Annotated in this window: 17 protein-coding genes and 1 tRNA gene; 1 reads left to right on the top strand and 17 read right to left on the bottom strand. The window is 65.8% G+C overall.

Annotated features, from left to right (window positions below):
- Window positions 1-61 precede the first annotated feature (61 nt).
- The 7 genes from rpoB to AC1DS0_RS30420 all read right to left on the bottom strand — a co-directional run bounded on the left by rpoB (window position 62) and on the right by AC1DS0_RS30420 (window position 8,295).
- Window positions 62-4,210: a DNA-directed RNA polymerase subunit beta gene (gene rpoB, locus AC1DS0_RS30450; RefSeq protein WP_476817936.1), complete on the bottom strand. Its 4,149-nt coding sequence runs from the start codon at window positions 4,208-4,210 to the stop codon at window positions 62-64.
- Between the two features lie 242 nt (window positions 4,211-4,452).
- Entirely contained in the window at window positions 4,453-4,833 is a 381-nt protein-coding gene (rplL, locus tag AC1DS0_RS30445) for a 50S ribosomal protein L7/L12 (RefSeq protein WP_152013673.1), read from the bottom strand.
- Window positions 4,834-4,884: 51 nt separating this feature from the next.
- Complete coding sequence (rplJ, locus tag AC1DS0_RS30440; protein ID WP_091843777.1) at window positions 4,885-5,400, bottom strand: 50S ribosomal protein L10; 516 nt, start codon at window positions 5,398-5,400, stop codon at window positions 4,885-4,887.
- A 506-nt stretch (window positions 5,401-5,906) separates the two neighbouring features.
- Entirely contained in the window at window positions 5,907-6,605 is a 699-nt protein-coding gene (gene rplA / locus AC1DS0_RS30435) for a 50S ribosomal protein L1 (protein ID WP_152013672.1), read from the bottom strand.
- Between the two features lie 13 nt (window positions 6,606-6,618).
- Complete coding sequence (rplK, locus tag AC1DS0_RS30430; RefSeq protein WP_110489241.1) at window positions 6,619-7,050, bottom strand: 50S ribosomal protein L11; 432 nt, start codon at window positions 7,048-7,050, stop codon at window positions 6,619-6,621.
- Window positions 7,051-7,205: 155 nt separating this feature from the next.
- Entirely contained in the window at window positions 7,206-7,622 is a 417-nt protein-coding gene (locus tag AC1DS0_RS30425) for a ribbon-helix-helix domain-containing protein (RefSeq protein ID WP_476817935.1), read from the bottom strand.
- 70 nt (window positions 7,623-7,692) lie between these two features.
- Window positions 7,693-8,295 (bottom strand): DJ-1/PfpI family protein, encoded by a 603-nt coding sequence (locus tag AC1DS0_RS30420; protein ID WP_476817934.1) that lies wholly within the window; start codon window positions 8,293-8,295, stop codon window positions 7,693-7,695.
- A gap of 229 nt (window positions 8,296-8,524) precedes the next feature.
- On the opposite strand from AC1DS0_RS30420, the gene AC1DS0_RS30415 reads away from it, so the two are divergent.
- Entirely contained in the window at window positions 8,525-9,199 is a 675-nt protein-coding gene (locus AC1DS0_RS30415; RefSeq protein WP_476817933.1) for a hypothetical protein, read from the top strand.
- Window positions 9,200-9,209: 10 nt separating this feature from the next.
- Here AC1DS0_RS30415 and AC1DS0_RS30410 read toward each other — a convergent pair whose 3' ends face one another.
- The 10 genes from AC1DS0_RS30410 to AC1DS0_RS30365 form a co-directional block, all read right to left on the bottom strand.
- Window positions 9,210-9,740 carry a cytochrome b gene (locus AC1DS0_RS30410; protein ID WP_476817932.1) on the bottom strand — a complete coding sequence of 177 codons (531 nt, stop codon included), beginning with the start codon at window positions 9,738-9,740 and terminating at the stop codon, window positions 9,210-9,212.
- A complete protein-coding gene (locus tag AC1DS0_RS30405) occupies window positions 9,737-11,332 on the bottom strand; it encodes a methyl-accepting chemotaxis protein (RefSeq protein WP_476817931.1) in 1,596 nt (531 codons plus the stop codon). The genes AC1DS0_RS30410 and AC1DS0_RS30405 overlap by 4 nt, the downstream gene beginning before the upstream one ends.
- A 124-nt stretch (window positions 11,333-11,456) precedes the next feature.
- Window positions 11,457-11,990, bottom strand: coding sequence for a transcription termination/antitermination protein NusG (gene nusG, locus AC1DS0_RS30400; RefSeq protein WP_091843800.1), 534 nt, complete (start codon window positions 11,988-11,990; stop codon window positions 11,457-11,459).
- Between the two features lie 14 nt (window positions 11,991-12,004).
- A complete protein-coding gene (gene secE, locus AC1DS0_RS30395) occupies window positions 12,005-12,196 on the bottom strand; it encodes a preprotein translocase subunit SecE (protein ID WP_152013666.1) in 192 nt (63 codons plus the stop codon).
- 156 nt (window positions 12,197-12,352) lie between these two features.
- On the bottom strand, window positions 12,353-13,084 hold the full coding sequence (locus tag AC1DS0_RS30390) for a class I SAM-dependent methyltransferase (protein ID WP_476817930.1): 732 nt from the start codon (window positions 13,082-13,084) through the stop codon (window positions 12,353-12,355).
- Window positions 13,085-13,103: 19 nt separating this feature from the next.
- Window positions 13,104-13,179: transfer RNA gene (locus AC1DS0_RS30385), tRNA-Trp, on the bottom strand.
- 225 nt (window positions 13,180-13,404) lie between these two features.
- The gene (locus AC1DS0_RS30380) at window positions 13,405-14,532 is read right to left on the bottom strand and encodes an ABC transporter substrate-binding protein (RefSeq protein WP_476817929.1); all 1,128 of its coding nucleotides are present in this window, start codon (window positions 14,530-14,532) and stop codon (window positions 13,405-13,407) included.
- Window positions 14,533-14,643: 111 nt separating this feature from the next.
- Window positions 14,644-15,321: a GntR family transcriptional regulator gene (locus tag AC1DS0_RS30375; RefSeq protein WP_476817928.1), complete on the bottom strand. Its 678-nt coding sequence runs from the start codon at window positions 15,319-15,321 to the stop codon at window positions 14,644-14,646.
- Entirely contained in the window at window positions 15,314-16,150 is an 837-nt protein-coding gene (locus tag AC1DS0_RS30370; protein ID WP_476817927.1) for an isocitrate lyase/PEP mutase family protein, read from the bottom strand. Before AC1DS0_RS30370 ends, AC1DS0_RS30375 begins: the two co-directional genes overlap by 8 nt.
- A 140-nt stretch (window positions 16,151-16,290) precedes the next feature.
- Window positions 16,291-16,491, bottom strand: a 201-nt coding sequence (locus AC1DS0_RS30365) for an EF-Tu C-terminal domain-related protein (RefSeq protein WP_476817926.1), incomplete at its 5' end; no start/stop codon positions are given.

The raw sequence follows: 16,491 nt of genomic DNA, 5'->3' as shown, positions 1-16,491 counted from the left end.
GCGGCGCCACTGCCGCCGGCATGAGTAACGAACGCCGTCGCGCCCTTGCGGGCGTGACGCCTTACTCGGCTGCCTCGGCGGGCACGTCGCCCTGCTTCGGCTTGGTGTTGATCAGCTCGACGTTGAGGCCGAGCGAGCGCATTTCCTTGACGAGCACGTTGAAGCTCTCGGGGATGCCCGCTTCGAAGTTGTCCTCGCCGCGCACGATCGACTCGTAGACCTTGGTACGGCCGGCGACGTCGTCCGACTTCACCGTCAGCATCTCCTGCAGCGTGTAGGCGGCGCCGTACGCTTCCAGCGCCCAGACCTCCATCTCGCCGAAGCGCTGGCCGCCGAACTGGGCCTTGCCGCCGAGCGGCTGCTGGGTGACCAGCGAGTACGGGCCGATCGAACGGGCGTGGATCTTGTCGTCCACCAGGTGGTGCAGCTTCAGCATGTAGATGTAGCCCATCGTGACCTTGCGGTCGAAGGGCTCGCCGGTACGCCCGTCATAGAGCGTCGACTGGCCGGACGAGTGAAGACCCGCCTGCTCCAGCAGCCGCTCGATGTCGGACTCCTTGGCGCCGTTGAAGACCGGCGTCGCGATCGGCACGCCACGGCGCAGGTTCTGACCCATCTCGATCAGCTCGGCGTCGTCCATCGAGGCAATGATCTCGTTGTCCTCGTAGACGGCGTCGAAGGAGGCGCGCAGGGCCTTGGAGTCGTGCGCCTTGCGATAAGCGTCGATCGCCTTGCCGATCTGCTTGCCGAGACCGGCGGCAGCCCAGCCCAGATGCGTCTCCAGAATCTGGCCGACGTTCATGCGCGAGGGCACGCCGAGCGGGTTCAGCACGATGTCGGCATGGGTGCCGTCCTCGAGGAACGGCATGTCCTCCGCCGGCACGATGCGCGAAACCACGCCCTTATTGCCGTGGCGGCCCGCCATCTTGTCGCCGGGCTGGATCTTGCGCTTCACCGCGACGAAGACCTTGACCATCTTCATCACGCCCGGAGGCAGCTCGTCGCCGCGCTGCAGCTTCTCGACCTTGTCGAGGAAGCGCTGCTCGAGGCGCTTCTTCGACTCGTCGTACTGCTTCCGCATCGCCTCGATTTCGGTCATCAGGGCGTCGTCCGCCGTGGCGAACAGCCACCACTGCGAGCGCGGGAACTCGCTCATCACCTCGCGGGTGATGACCGTGTCCTTCTTGAAGCCCTTCGGACCGGCGAGGCCGGTCTTGCCGGTCAGGATCTCGGCCAGACGCGCGAAGGTGTTGCGGTCGAGGATCGCCTGCTCGTCGTCGCGGTCCTTGGCGAGACGCTCGATCTCCTCGCGCTCGATCGCCTGGGCGCGCTCGTCCTTGTCGACGCCATGGCGGTTGAACACGCGGACCTCGACGATCGTGCCCTGAACGCCCGGCGGCACCCGCAGCGAGGTGTCGCGCACGTCCGAAGCCTTCTCGCCGAAGATGGCGCGCAGCAGCTTCTCTTCCGGGGTCATCGGGCTCTCGCCCTTCGGCGTGATCTTGCCGACGAGGATGTCGCCCGCCGCAACCTCAGCGCCGATGTAGACGATGCCGGCTTCGTCGAGGTTCTTCAGCGCCTCTTCCGAAACGTTCGGGATGTCGCGCGTGATTTCCTCAGGGCCCAGCTTGGTGTCGCGGGCCATGACCTCGAATTCCTCGATATGGATCGAGGTGAAGATGTCGTCCGAGACGATCTTCTCCGAGAGCAGGATCGAGTCCTCGAAGTTGTAGCCGTTCCACGGCATGAACGCGACGAGCACGTTGCGGCCGAGGGCGAGCTCGCCGAACTCCGTCGACGGGCCGTCGGCGACGATGTCACCCTTCTTGATGACGTCGCCGACGCGGACCAGCGGACGCTGCGTGATGCAGGTCGACTGGTTCGAGCGCTGGAACTTCTGCAGACGGTAGATGTCGACGCCCGGCTTGGTCGGGTCCATCTCGTCCGAAGCGCGGATGACGATACGGGTCGCATCGACCTGGTCGACGATGCCGGCGCGGCGGGCCGCGATGGCAGCGCCGGAGTCACGGGCGACCGCGGCCTCCATGCCGGTGCCGACGAACGGGGCGTCGGCGCGAACCAGCGGCACCGCCTGGCGCTGCATGTTCGAGCCCATCAGCGCGCGGTTGGCGTCGTCGTTCTCGAGGAACGGGATCAGCGCCGCGGCGACCGAGACGACCTGCTTGGGCGAGACGTCCATGAAGTCGACCTTGTCGACCGGCACGACGATGACCTCGCCGGCGCGGCGGCAGACGATCAGGTCATCGGTCAGACGGCCTTCCTCGTCGACGACCGCGTTCGCCTGGGCGACGTTGTACTTCGCCTCTTCCATGGCCGAGAGGTAGATGATCTCGTCGGTCTGCTTGCCGTCGCGGATGCGCCGGTACGGGCTCTCGATGAAGCCGTACTTGTTGACGCGCGCGAAGGTGGCGAGCGAGTTGATCAGGCCGATGTTCGGGCCTTCCGGTGTCTCGATCGGGCAGATGCGGCCGTAATGCGTGGTGTGGACGTCGCGCACCTCGAAGCCRGCGCGCTCGCGGGTCAGACCGCCCGGGCCAAGCGCCGAAAGACGGCGCTTGTGGGTGACTTCCGAGAGCGGATTGGTCTGGTCCATGAACTGCGAGAGCTGCGACGAGCCGAAGAACTCGCGCACCGCGGCGGCCGCAGGCTTCGCGTTGATCAGGTCCTGCGGCATCACGGTGTCGATGTCGACCGAGGACATGCGCTCCTTGATGGCGCGCTCCATGCGCAGGAGGCCCAGGCGATACTGGTTCTCCATCAGCTCGCCGACCGAGCGCACGCGCCGGTTGCCGAGATGGTCGATGTCGTCGATCTCGCCCTTGCCGTCGCGCAGGTCGACCAGCGCCTTGACGACCGCGAAGATGTCCTCCTTGCGCAGGATGCGCACGGTGTCGGCGGCGTCGAGGTCGAGCCGCATGTTCATCTTGACGCGGCCGACGGCCGAGAGGTCGTAACGCTCCGAGTCGAAGAACAGCGACTGGAACATGTTCTCGGCGGTCTCGAGCGTCGGCGGCTCGCCCGGGCGCATCACGCGGTAGATGTCGAACAGCGCCTCTTCGCGACGCGAGTTCTTGTCGACCTGGAGCGTGTTGCGGATATAGGGGCCGACCGTGATGTGGTCGATGTCCAGCACCGGAATCTCGGTGTAGCCCTTGTTGATCAGGTCGACCAGGTTGCCCTTGATCTCGCCGGTCTTCGGGTCAGCGGCCATATTCAGTTCTTCGCCGGCCTCGGCGTGAACTTCGCCGGTGCTGGGATCGACGAGATCCTCGGCAATGTACTGGCCGACGAGATCCTCGTTCGTGGCGCGCAGGAACTTCAGGCCCTTGTCGGCGAGCTGGCGGGCGGTGCGCGCGACCAGCTTCTTGCCGGCCTCGATCACGACTTCGCCGGTGTCGGCGTCGATCATGTCGACGCTCGCCTTGAAGCCCTTCATGCGCTCGGCGTCGTACGGGACGCGCCAGCCGTCCTTGTCACGGACATACTCGACGCGGTTGTAGAAGCGCTTGAGAATCTCCTCGCCGTCCATGCCGAGGGCGAACAGCAGCGAGGTGACCGGGATCTTACGCTTGCGGTCGATACGGGCGTAGACGATGTCCTTGGCGTCGAACTCGATGTCGAGCCAGGAGCCGCGATAGGGGATGATGCGGGCGGCAAAGAGCAGCTTGCCCGAGGAATGGGTCTTGCCCTTGTCGTGATCGAAGAACACGCCCGGCGAGCGGTGCATCTGCGAGACGATGACACGCTCGGTACCGTTGACGATGAAGGTGCCGTTGTCCGTCATGAGCGGCATCTCGCCCATGTAGACGTCCTGCTCCTTGATGTCCTTGACCGACTTCGCCTGGGTGTCCGGGTCGATATCGAACACGATCAGGCGCAGCGTCACCTTGAGCGGCGCCGAGAAGGTCATGCCGCGCTGGCGGCACTCGTCGACGTCGTATTTCGGCGGCTCGAAAGTGTACTTGACGAACTCCAGGAGCGACGCGCCCGAGAAGTCGCCGATCGGGAACACCGACTTGAAGACCGACTGCAGGCCCTCGTCGCTGCGGCCGCCCTTGGGTTCCTCGACCATCAGGAACTGGTCGTAGGACGCCTTCTGAACCTCGATGAGGTTCGGCATCTCCGCCACTTCCTTGAGCTTGCCGAAGAACTTGCGGACGCGCCTGCGACCCTGGAGGGAAGTTACCATCATGTTCCTCGCAATCTCGGACGGCTCACCCGGTGGTCCGGGCCGCGGGCGGAACGGGCCGCCGGGTGAGCCGCTCGGCGCTTCATGCGCGCCGACATTCGAACTGGATCGACCTGCATCGTGGCAGGTCCTGCAAAGCGTCGTTCCGGTTACCGGAAACGACGCAACAGCCCCGGAGGCGGCGAGCCGCCCCGGGACTGTCCTTGTCGACTAGATACGGACCGGCATCAGCCGGCCCGAGCTCACTTGAGCTCGACCTTGGCGCCGACGGCCTCGAGCTGCTTCTTGAGCTTCTCGGCCTCGTCCTTGCCAACGGCTTCCTTGACCGGCTTCGGAGCGGCCTCGACCAGGTCCTTGGCTTCCTTGAGGCCGAGACCGGTGATGGCGCGGACTTCCTTGATCACCTCGATCTTCTTGTCGCCGGCGGCGGCAAGAACGACGGTGAACTCGGTCTGCTCTTCGACAGCGGCGGCAGCGCCACCACCAGCAGCCGGGCCAGCCGCGACGGCGACGGCGGCGGCGGCGGAGACGCCCCACTTCTCTTCGAGCATCTTGGCGAGGTCAGCAGCCTCGAGAACGGTGAGCGACGAGAGATCGTCGACGAGCTTGGCGAGATCGGCCATGGTTTAAGTTCCTGATGTAAGAGGTTCGAACGATTAAGGGTTGTCGGCTGCTCAGGCAGCGTCCTTGTCGGCATATGCCTGGAACACGCGCGCAAGCTTTGCGGCAGGCGCGGTCGAGAGCTGGGCGATCTTGGTCGCAGGGGCCTGCAGGAGGCCGAGCAACTTGGCGCGCAGTTCGTCGAGCGAGGGCATCGTGGCCAGAGCCTTGACACCATCGGGGTTCAGGGCGGTCGTGCCCATCGCGCCGCCGAGGATGACGAGCTTGTCGTTCTCCTTGGCGAATGCGACGGCGACCTTCGGCGCCGCGACCGGATCGCTGGAATAGGCGATCAGGGTGGGACCCGTCAGCAAGGGGCTGATGGACGCGACGTCGGTGCCTTCAAGAGCGATCTTGGCCAGCCGGTTCTTTGCGACCTTCACGGTGGCGCCATTGGCCTTCATCTCGCGACGAAGCTTCTGGAACTGGGCCACCGTCAAGCCCGCATAGTGGGCCACGACAACGACCGACGTCTTCGAGAAGACATCGTTCAGCGTCGCGACGGCATCAGATTTTGCCGCTTTATCCACTGGGCTCTCTCCGGTAGGCGACAGGCTTTGAGACCCGCCGCCAGTTGCACGTGCCGCTCTGGAAAAGTGACCGGTTGACACCGACCCCTCACCGGAGCGACGCTCAGTGCCCTGTCCCCAGCCATGGCTGAAAGCCGTGATCGGGCGAGATGGTTCGAACCTCGTTCGGCACCTTTCGGCGCCGGAAAAGCTCTTGCACCGTCTATGCAGGCCTCTTGGCGAAATTATGCCCCCTGGCCGGAGCCAAAGGCGCACCTGCAGTCTCAGACAGGACTGGATGCCCGGCCTTCGGAGATCGCTCCCTTCAGACCAAACACCCATTCTTTCGGTGGCGAGCCACCGAAAAACGCGAAATGGACCTCCTCGTGCCAAGCACGCGGAAGCCCCGTCACTTATGGAAACACGCAGGAGGCTATAGACCCTCCCCCGGCTTCTGCCAAGTGGTAATCCCTGCGGCGAAGCGCAAGGTGGGGCTGCAGCCGCGGTGAAGCGGCTGCTGCGCGATATCAGCCGCCGAGGACCGTATTCGGCTCGATCTTGACACCCGGACCCATGGTCGAGGAGATCGCGACGCGCTGGATATAGGTGCCCTTGGCGCCGGCCGGCTTCGCCTTCGAGACCGAATCGACGAAGGCCTTGATGTTCTCGCCGAGCTTGGCGGCATCGAACGAGGCCTTGCCGACGGCGGCGTGGACGATGCCCGCCTTCTCGACGCGGAACTCGACCGAGCCGCCCTTCGAGGCGGCGACCGCGGCAGTCAGGTCCATGGTGACCGTGCCGACGCGCGGGTTCGGCATCAGGCCGCGCGGGCCCAGCACCTTACCGAGGCGGCCGACGAGGCCCATCATGTCCGGGGTCGCGATGCAGCGGTCGAACTCGATCGTGCCCTTCGACACGATCTCGACCAGCTCCTCGGCGCCGACGATGTCGGCTCCAGCCTTCTTGGCCTCTTCGGCCTTGGCGCCGCGAGCGAAGACGGCGACGCGAAGCGTACGGCCCGAGCCGTTCGGCAGGTTGCAGACGCCGCGGACCATCTGGTCGGCGTGACGCGGATCGACACCGAGATTCATCGCGATCTCGACGGTCTCGTCGAACTTGGCGTTCGCGCGGGCCTTGACCATCGCGACGGCCTCGGCGAGCGGGTAGAGCTTGATGCGGTCAACGCCTTCACGGCCTTTGACGACGCGCTTTCCGACATGTGCCATTGTCAGTTCCCCCTCAGCCCACGACTTCCAGGCCCATGGAACGGGCCGAGCCACGGATCATCGCCACCGCCGAATCGACGCTGTCGCAATTGAGATCGGCCATCTTCTTCTCGGCGATCTCCTTGAGCTGAGCAGTCGTGACCTTGCCGACATTGCCGCCCTTGCCCGGGGTCTTCGAGCCCGAGGTCAGGCCGGCAGCCTTCTTCAGCCAGTACGAGACCGGCGGCTGCTTCATCTCGAAGGTGAAGGAGCGATCCTGATACGCGGTGATGATCACCGGGATCGGCATGCCCTTTTCCATCTGCGCGGTCTTCGCGTTGAAGGCCTTGCAGAATTCCATGATGTTGAGGCCGCGCTGACCGAGCGCGGGACCGATCGGCGGCGACGGATTGGCCGCGCCCGCCGGAACCTGAAGCTTCACGTAGCCCGTGATCTTCTTTGCCATGATGGCTGCTCCTGTCGTCCGCCCCGGTGCCGACCGAAACGACGACGCCCCGCCCGCGAGCTGCTATCGCTCCGGATCGGGGTGTTGCAGGGCGTGGTGCGGCGCGAAGCTCCGGCTGGCTGACCGGCGCGCCTCCCACGCATGTGAGGGCCGCCCTATGGCACAGGCCGCTCCGAAAGGGAAGCCCCTGATGGACCTGCACGAAGCGGGCGCCGTGTCGCAGGCGTGAGCCTCTGCGCCTCGCGAGCCAGGATGCCGTCTGCGTCGAGCTCGCGGATCGGCCGATCGAGCTCGCGTGGCACCTCGCCGACGAGTTGCAGCATCAGGTAGCGCCCGCAGCAGACACGCAGGAAGGAAGCGAAGTTCTCGCCATCGCCGTGGGTCTCGATCAGCTCGCCATGCAGTCTGGCGAGGAGCTGACCGAGGCTTATGCCATCGCGCCCGCCGATCTCCTCGAGCACCCGCCAATACAGGTTCTCAAGCCGGACGCTGGTCGAGAACCCGTTGAGCCGCACCGATTTCAGGCGCGTGCGCCAAAGATCGGCATCGGCATTGATGAAGAGCTTGCACATGGCGCCCTCCCCGCATGCAGCCGCCGCCGCGCATCATAGCGCAGCGGCCAGTCAAAGCGACCATATCGCCTCAAGCAGCCTGGCGCAGCCCGCCATGGCTGATCTGCGTGCCGAGCACCACAAGGAACTGCGCGATCCAGGCCGGATGCGCCGGCCAAGCCGGCGCCGTCACCAGATTGCCGTCGGTCGCCGCCGCATCGATCGCGATGTCGGCATAGCGGCCACCCGCGAGCTCGACCTCGGGACTGCAGGCCGGATAGGCCGAGCAGCTGCGCCCTTTGAGCACATCGGCGGCCGCTAGGATCTGCGCCCCATGGCAGATCGCGGCGACCGGCTTGTTCGCCTCGAAGAAGTGCCGGACGATGGCGATCACCTGCTTGTTCAGGCGCAGATATTCCGGCGCCCGGCCGCCCGGTAGCACCAGCGCGTCGTAAGCTGTCGCATCGACATCGGCGAAGCTGGCATTGAGCGTGAAATTGTGGCCGCGCTTCTCCGAATAGGTCTGCTGCCCCTCGAAATCATGGATCGAGGTGGCGACGCTCTCGCCCTTCGTCTTGTCGGGGCAGACGGCATCGACCTTGTGGCCAACGGCGAGCAGGGCCTGAAACGGCACCATGATTTCGTAGTCCTCGCCGAAATCGCCGACGATCATCAAAATGCGCTTGCCGCTCATCATTATCCTCCCTGGCATTCGGTTGTGGACCTGCAGGATAAGCGCGGCGCGGATGGCGCGGGTGTTATCCGGTTAACGCAGCTTCAGTCGGCCTTGGCATCCCCGCATCCGCGGCAAGCTGCCGCCCTGGGGCGCTCTCCCGCTCAGTCAAGAACGGGTTCCGGTCATGCACTGTCTGGAGATCGATCCATGATCTGCTCACCGCAATGCCTAGCGCAGATGAATTGTCATGGCCCCTGACATGAGCACGACGGCTCGCCGCCCCACCACCGGCTTGCGCCAGTTTCTGGATTCCGGGCAGCAACGCGATTGGATCGAAGGCAAGGCGGAGTTGCGCGACGCCGACGAGCGGTCTGAGTCCCTCGAGCTGCGCTTCAAATACGTCCCGCGGTTCCAGAAGCTACTTCGTCGCCCACAGGCGCAAGAGGTCCTGGAGATTCTCGGGCTCTACGGCCCGAATTGCGTCCCCATCCCGCGCAAAAGCGAGCGCCACTACTGGTCCGTGTCTTGCTTGCCATCGACCTCCGACCAGCCCCTGATACGCGTCAATGCCAGCTGGATGGAGCTTTTCACGCTTTATGCGGACGGTGACGACATCCGGGCGAGGTTCCTGGTCCATCTTTCGGATTTCACGACGGATCGTTCACTCGAGCAGGGCCATGTTGACGAAGCTTTTCTCGAGCGCTGCGTCACGACGCCGGAAGATGTCAGCCATTTCTTCCCGCGTGGCGCAGACATGTTCGGCATCAATGTGCGCGGCTCCGCCTCGATCCGCCGTTTTCTCGCAGATCGCCGCGCCCTTGGCGCCATCAGGACATTCAATCTGACGCACATGAACCGCGGTCGGAACGCCTATCAGGCGAGCCACTGCTACAGCCTGGCAGATTACATGCTCGCGAATTGAGCGGCACAGCTCAATCGGCTCTGGAATCGCGCACCAGGTAGTCGCCAAGCGCCAGGCCGATATGGACGACGACCAGCGCGATCAGGCCGAAGGCGAGCCAGGCATGGCTGAGCAGCAGCAGGTCGGCATGGCCCGCCTCCGGCGACCAGATCTCCGGCAACGAGAAGCCGAAAAGCAGCTGCCGCGATCCGAAGCCCGAGGCGCCGGCCCAGCCCAGCAACGGCACGACCAGCAAGCCGAGATAGAGCAGCGCATGCACCGGGCGGCTCGCCGCCCCCTTCGGCCAGCGCGCCGTCAGCTGCGCGAACACCCGATAGCCGATACGCACGGCAACGAGGCAGAGCAACAGGACGCCGGTGGTCTTGTGGCAGAGATGCAGGAGATCGGCTGCCGGCCCCTGGCCGAGCTGCTTCATCGTCACCCCGGTGGCGAACAGGCCCAGCACCAGCGCTGCGGTCAGCCAGTGCAGCACCTTTGCGGCGATCGGCAACGACGGCTCGGCGCTGGTCGCCACTTCTGGACTCGGAAACGCGATGCTCATGTGCCCGTGAGCTCCCTGCGCCTGATAAAGCCGTCGACAGCCTGCCGAAGCTCCGCGGCCTGCCGGTCGAGGTCGGCCGAGGCTGCCGTGACCGAGCCGGCGGTCTGGCGCCAGCTCGCCAACGTGCCGGCGAGTTGTTCGACCTGCTCGGCGACGAGCCTGACGTCGCCCGCCGTCCGCGTCGTCGTCTCGCTGATCGAGCGGGAACCGACATCCTGACGGGCCGTCAGCTCGGCGATTGACAGCGCCGCTCTGTCGACCTTCTCGACGGAGGTCACCAGCGCACCGACCCGCATGGTGATGCGCTGGGCCGCGACGGTGATCTGGTCCAGCCCCTTGCGGACATCGTCGGTCGCCTCGGCGGTCCGGTGTGCGAGCTGCTTCACCTCGCCGGCGACGACCGCGAAGCCCCTGCCCGCCTCGCCGGCTCGCGCCGCCTCGATCGTGGCATTGAGCGCGAGCAGATTGGTCTGGCTGGCGACGGTCCCGATGATGTCGATGACGTCGACGATCTTGCCGACGGCCGCGCTCAGGATGACGGTGTCGGCGGTCGCCTCCTCGACCAGCGCTTTCGCAGCATCGGCGACGTCCGAGGTCCGCTGCGCCTCGCTCGCGGCCGTGGCGAGCAGCGACGAGACCTCGGTGATCGCGCTGGCGACGTGATCGACATGGCCGGAGACGCGCTGCGTCGACAGCGTCGCCGCCCCGGCCCGCTCGTCGACGACGCCGGAGAGCTGGGCGAATTCGCCGGCGGCTTGCGACAGCCGGGCCGCATGCTGTTCCAGCGCCTGCGCGATCGCCGCAATCCGCTCCTGGAAGGCGCCGTTGCGCGCCTGGGCCGCCTCCTGGCGCGCCACCTCGCCCGACAATGCGCTCACGCGCGCCTCGACAGCCTCCTGCTCGGCCTGCAGCCCGCGCTGATGCGCCAGCAGCGCGCTGCCGAGCATGCCGATCTCGTCGCTGCGCATCGCGAGCATCTCGAGCCCGCGCTCCTTGCGGTTCTCCGCCAGGGCCCGCGCCATCTCGGTGATCGGACGGACCAGCCAGCGGTGCTCCAGCCTGACGATGAAGACGAGGCTGAACAGCCCGAGCAACGAGAGCAGCACCTTGTTCTGGTGGGCACTCTCGACATGTTGCGACAGGTCGGCACTCAATCGGCCGATCTCCTCGCCGAGCCCGCGCCGCAAGGCCGAGCGCTTGTCGGCGATGACCCTGAGCTCGGCCCGCGCCGTCGGAATATCGGACGCCTCGCGCATCGCCATGGCACGCGCCAAGATCACCTGCGTATCGGCCTGCAGCTTGCCGTCGAGCCGGGTGGCGATGTCCTCGGCCGCGATCGCGAGCACGTCGAGATCGGAGGGCTCAGCCCGGGCGCCTGAGAAGGTCGCGATGCTGATCCGCTCGAACAGCATGGTCGTCGCTTCGAGGCGGCTGGCAAGATCGCTCTGGGCTTCCAGGCTGCGGGTGAAGGCTTCGAGCTTGCGCGAACCGATCAGCTCGGTCGCAACATAGAGGCATGACAGCGCGCCGAGCAGCACACCCCACAGCGCCAGGCGCTGTCCGACCGTCGCCTTGAATGTCCTGGGAAACATGCCCGCCCGCCCGAAAGCCGGCGCGGACAATCTCATACACGCCTGAAGGAGGCGTTAACTACAAAAGCACGCAAAAAGGGCGCCGTTTCCGGCGCCCTTCGGTAATCTCGACCAGCGACGAGCCTCAGAGCTTCTCGACCTGGCTGTATTCCAGCTCGACCGGCGTGGCGCGGCCGAAGATCGAGACCGCGACCTTGAGGCGGGCGCGGGCATGGTCGACATCCTCGACGACGCCGTTGAACGAGGCGAACGGGCCATCGGCGACCTTCACCTGCTCGCCGACCTCGAACACCACGGTCGGCTTCGGCCGCTCGATACCCTCGGCGACCTGGCCCTTGATCCGCATCGCCTCATGCTCGGGGATCGGCATCGGCTTGGCCTTGTCGGCGCCGAGGAAGCCGGTGACTTTGGGCGTGTTCTTGATGAGGTGGTAGACCTCGTCGGTCATCTCGCACTTCACCAGCACATAGCCGGGGAAGAACTTGCGCTCGGTGTCGACCTTGCGGCCGCGGCGAACCTCGACGACCTTCTCGGTCGGGACCAGCACTTCATCGAACTTGTCGGAGAGGTTGCGCTGCGCGGCCTGATCCTTGATCGACTGCGCGACCTTGTTCTCGAAGTTGGAGTAGGCGTGGACGATGTACCAGCGTGTGCTCACGTTCTTGCTTCCGTTCAGCGCGCGAGGATGAGGCCGAGACCCCAACGGATGACCGTGTCGGTGAAGAGGAAGAACAGGCTCGACATGAGCACCATCAACAACACCAGACCGGTGGTGATCAGCGTCTCGCGGCGCGAGGGCCAGGTCACCTTGGAGGCCTCGTTGCGCACCTCCTGCAGGAACTGGAAAGGATTCGTCTTCGCCATCGGGCTCGTCACCTCGGTTCCGGATCGCCGCTTTCGGGCGGTGATTCGGCGGTCCTGAAAGATTCGCGGCGCGGGGCTCAGGGAGCCGCGCGCCGTCGTTAGGGGTTTCTTACAACGCGAAGGCCCGCTCGCCAAGCGGTTTTAAAACCGCTCAGGTCAGGCCCGCTCGGCGGCGATCAGCAGGAAGGCCGGCCGCTCGCGTTCCCTGGCCCAGTCGGGCTCGGCGGCGATCTGCTCTCGCGTCGGCCCCCACTCCTCGACATGGCGCAGGCGAAGGCCGAGTCCGACCAGCAGGTTGAGATAATTCGCGAGCGTCCGGTGCTGCTTCACCACGCCATCGGCGAGCCAGTCGGTGACGCGCTTGCCCTCGTCGAGATAGGCCCCGACCGGCCAGACCGGCAGGCCCGAAGCGTCCTCGCTCCAGAGCTGGTGGCGCGGTGCCGTCATGATCGGATGCTCGACCGAGAAGACGAAGCGCCCGCCCGGCTTCAGCGCCCGCGCGATGCGGCCGAACACCGCCGGCAGATCGGCGAGATAATGGAAGACGAGCGAGGAATAGATCAGGTCGAAATGCCCGGCCGGCGGCTCGTAAGCCTCGAGATCGGCCTGCTCATAGCGGACGCTTGCCGCCGAAGTCTCCGCCGTCGCCCGCACCAGCATGCGCTCGGAGACGTCGACGCCAACGATCTCCGCCGCGCCCTCACTCGCCGCGAAACGGCAGAACCAGCCGAATCCGCAGCCGAGATCGAGCACATTGCGTCCGGCGAGCACCGGCAGCAAAGCGCGCAGCGCCGGCCATTCCGGCGCGCCGTCGAGCCCGCGCTGCGAGCGCGGCAACTGACTGTAGTTCTGGAAGAAGCCGGCGTCGTCGTAGATGTTCTGGGTCATCTCGAATCTGACGAGCGGCTGGCAGGGGCGGTAGGGCTCGAACCTACGACAACCGGTTTTGGAGACCGGTACTCTACCAACTGAGCTACACCCCTGTAGTCCGGCTGTGCTTTGCCCCATCGTGCCGCGCATTTCAAGTCGAAAACGCAGCGGGCGTGTTCGAAGTTGACTCATATCCTCAGCCGATCGCAGCAAGGCTCCGCGAATTCAGCATATTTCACCGAAGGTCTAACGCGAAAGAGTTGGCCCTGGAAGCGGCCGCATAGCGACAAAGGGCGGCGCTGGCGCCGCCCTTTCGAACGATGCCCCCGGCCTGGCGCTTACTTCGGCAGGCGGCCGATGATCTTCTGCTTGCCGTCGACCACCTCGGCCAGGAAGCTCTCGCGCTGGACGTCGCCCTTCGCGTCGAAGGTCGTCTCCATCAGAATGCCGGGCTCCTCTTCCGGCTTGATCGTGGCGCCGTGCAGCGTTGCGGCGACCTTGGTCGGCTCGAACTTGCCGAGCTTCTCGGTCGCCCATTTCACCGCATGGACGGCCATGTAGCCCTTGATGCCGTTATGGTCGGGCACGAACTTGAAACGTGCCTCGAAGCGCTTGCCGAACTCCTGTAGCGCAGGGATCGGCGCATCGACGGTCTGGCCGACATGGCCGCGCACGCCATCGGCGGCCTTGCCGGCGAGCTCGATCACCTTCTGGCTCAGGATCGTGGTCTCGCCGATCACCGGCTTGCCGACATTCTGGTCGCGCATCGCCACCAGCAGCCGGGCGCTCTCCTCCTCGTTGAGATAGACGAAGACGGCATCGACCGGCGCGTTCTTCACCTTGATCGCCTCGCCGGCGAAATCGGCCTGGCCCTGCTCGGTCGAGAGATCGACCGGCACCTCGATGCCGCGGCTCTTCAGCTCCTTCAGGATGGCCTCGTGCCCGCCCTTGCCGAAGTCGTTGTTGACCCAGACCACCGCGACCGACTTGGCCTTGACCTGATCCTTCAGATAGGCGGCGATCTTCGGCATCGCCGCCGACTGGCTGAGCGAAGTCCGGAAGATGAAGGGATTGCCCTGGGCGGTGTAGGCCGTGCCGTCGCCGGCCGCCAACTGCGCGATCTCGGCGCGCTGGGCGATCTGCATCGAGGCCATGATCGAGCCGGTATAGACCGGCCCGAGCACCGCATGGGTGCCCTCGTCGATCGCGCGCTGCACGGCGGCGCGCGCATTGGCCGGATTGGTCTGCGTGTCATAGGCGACCATATCGATCTTGCGCCCGAGAATGCCGCCCTTGGCGTTGATCTCCTCGACTGCGAGCTCGATGCCACTCTTCCAGTTGGTGCCGGCGGTCGCGCCCGGCCCGGACAATTCGGCAATGGTGATCAGCTTCACCTTGTCCTGCGCCAGGGCTGGCGTCGCCGCCAGTGCGAGCGCCAGGGCAATAGCTTTCAGGGCGATGTTCATGGGGCTCCTCCCGAGCTTCGACGGCCGTTGCAGGCTCTCAGCCGAAAGCATAGGCTCTAGGACACTGTATGCAAGATGATTTGGTGAGCTGCGCCATGTGCTTCTGACCGTTCAGCCTCGCGCCTCGCCACTGCGCAGCACGTCGGCATAGGCGTCCCAGGCCCGCATGATGTGCCGATGCAGGATCGAGTCGAGGTCGGCCAGGCGCCCGGCCGCAAAGGCCTCGACCATCAGGTGATGCTCGGCCATGGAGCGCTCCTGCTCGCCTTCCAGCGGCACCGAGAGATGCGTGCGCAGCGCCGCGACGCGGCCGGAGACGCCGCGATAGGCGTTGCCGAGATAGCGGTTGCCGCAATGCTGGAAGAAGACCTCGTGGAAGACGGTGTCGGCCCGGGCATAGTCGCGGCGGGTACCGTTCGCCTGCGCCGTCTCCATGGCCGCGAGCGCATGCTTCATCGCGGCCAGCGCCGCCACCCGCGCCTTGCTCATGCATTCGCGCAGGGCCTGCGTCTCCAGCATGTAGCGGAAGACACAGAGCTCGGAGACGTCCTCCTCGGTCGGCGCGAAGACGAAGGTGCCCTTCTTCGGCACGATCGTCACCAGCCCTTGCAATTGCAACCGCGCCAGCGCCTCGCGCACCGGCGTGCGGCTGACGCCCAGGGCCTCGCTCAGAGCCTCCTCGGACAAGGTCTCGCCAAGGCGCATCTCGGCGTCGACGATCGCATCGCGCAACCGCTCCTCGACGATGGCGACCAGTGATTTCGGCTGCTCGACCTTGAGATCAGGCATAGGTGTCACGACCCAGGAAAGCCTCGTAGCTCGGCAGGTCGAGCATGGCGGGCTCCAGCCCGCGCGTCGTGCCCGTGCGCTTCAGCTCGCAGGCGAAGGCCGCCATCATATGGGCGTAGGCCAAGGTCGAGGCCACCGGATAGCTCAGCACCTTGAAGCCGAGCCGCTCGAAATCCGCGGCCGTCAATGGCGGCACCCTGCCCTCGACATAGTTGAACATCAGCGGCGCCTCGATCTCGCCCAGCGCCCGCTTCATCTCCTCCTCGGACTGCAACATCTCCAACAGCACGAGATCGGCGCCGGCCTGCGCATAGGCCTTGCCGCGCGCGATCGCCTCGTCGAGGCCCAGCGGCAGGCGTGCGTCCGAGCGGCCGATGATCAGGAAATCGGGATCGCGCCGGGTCGCGACAGCAATGCGGATCTTCTCGGCATGCTCCTCCGGCGTGACCAGCGCCAGCCCCTTCATCGCGCCGCAGCGCTTGGGCGTGACCTGGTCCTCGAGATGGATCGCAGCGACGCCGGCCGCCTCGTATTCGGCGACGGTCCGGGCGACGTTGTTGAGGTTGCCATAGCCGGTATCGGCATCGGCGATCAGCGGCACCTTGATCGCCGCGGCCAGGGCCCGGCCACGCGCCACCATCTCGGTCATGGTCAGGAGGCCGATATCGGGGGCGCCGATCAGGCTGGCGGAGAGGCCGTTGCCGGTCATGTAGACCGCCTCGAACCCGGCCTGCTCGATCGCCCTGGCGCCGATGGCGTCATGGCAGCCCGGCGCGACGACGAGGCCGGGCTGGCGCAGCCTGTCGGCAAGCGAATGGCGGGGACTCATCGTGATCTCCAGTCCGTATGCAAGATACAGGAAGCTGGCACGATCCTCATCGTGAAGCCAGTGCCGCCGTCGCGATCGCCACCGGAAACGAAAAAGGGCGGCGTTGCCGCCGCCCTTTCCCAAATCGCTATGCGCGTCGATCAGGCGATGATCGAAGCGACGACGCCGGCGCCGACGGTGCGTCCGCCTTCGCGGATGGCGAAGCGCAGCTTCTCTTCCATCGCGATCGGCACGATCAGGTGGACTTCCATGGTGATGTTGTCACCAGGCATCACCATCTCGGTGCCCTCGGGCAGGTGCACCACGCCGGTCACGTCCGTCGTGCGGAAGTAGAACTGCGG

The sequence above is a fragment of the Allobosea sp. P4_H5 genome (assembly GCF_056400825.1).
This window is presented reverse-complemented; position numbering and strand designations above follow the sequence as displayed.

Excerpts from the sequence above, each read along its gene's own strand:
- rplL (WP_152013673.1), bottom strand. The coding sequence starts at position 4,833 with ATGGCCGATCTCGCCAAGCTCGTCGACGATCTCTCGTCGCTCACCGTT.
- rplA (WP_152013672.1), bottom strand. The coding sequence starts at position 6,605 with ATGGCACATGTCGGAAAGCGCGTCGTCAAAGGCCGTGAAGGCGTTGAC.
- rplK (WP_110489241.1), bottom strand. The coding sequence starts at position 7,050 with ATGGCAAAGAAGATCACGGGCTACGTGAAGCTTCAGGTTCCGGCGGGC.
- AC1DS0_RS30425 (WP_476817935.1), bottom strand. The coding sequence starts at position 7,622 with ATGTGCAAGCTCTTCATCAATGCCGATGCCGATCTTTGGCGCACGCGC.
- AC1DS0_RS30420 (WP_476817934.1), bottom strand. The coding sequence starts at position 8,295 with ATGAGCGGCAAGCGCATTTTGATGATCGTCGGCGATTTCGGCGAGGAC.
- AC1DS0_RS30415 (WP_476817933.1), top strand. The coding sequence starts at position 8,525 with ATGGCCCCTGACATGAGCACGACGGCTCGCCGCCCCACCACCGGCTTG.
- AC1DS0_RS30410 (WP_476817932.1), bottom strand. The coding sequence starts at position 9,740 with ATGAGCATCGCGTTTCCGAGTCCAGAAGTGGCGACCAGCGCCGAGCCG.
- AC1DS0_RS30405 (WP_476817931.1), bottom strand. The coding sequence starts at position 11,332 with ATGTTTCCCAGGACATTCAAGGCGACGGTCGGACAGCGCCTGGCGCTG.
- secE (WP_152013666.1), bottom strand. The coding sequence starts at position 12,196 with ATGGCGAAGACGAATCCTTTCCAGTTCCTGCAGGAGGTGCGCAACGAG.
- AC1DS0_RS30390 (WP_476817930.1), bottom strand. The coding sequence starts at position 13,084 with ATGACCCAGAACATCTACGACGACGCCGGCTTCTTCCAGAACTACAGT.
- AC1DS0_RS30380 (WP_476817929.1), bottom strand. The coding sequence starts at position 14,532 with ATGAACATCGCCCTGAAAGCTATTGCCCTGGCGCTCGCACTGGCGGCG.
- AC1DS0_RS30375 (WP_476817928.1), bottom strand. The coding sequence starts at position 15,321 with ATGCCTGATCTCAAGGTCGAGCAGCCGAAATCACTGGTCGCCATCGTC.
- AC1DS0_RS30370 (WP_476817927.1), bottom strand. The coding sequence starts at position 16,150 with ATGAGTCCCCGCCATTCGCTTGCCGACAGGCTGCGCCAGCCCGGCCTC.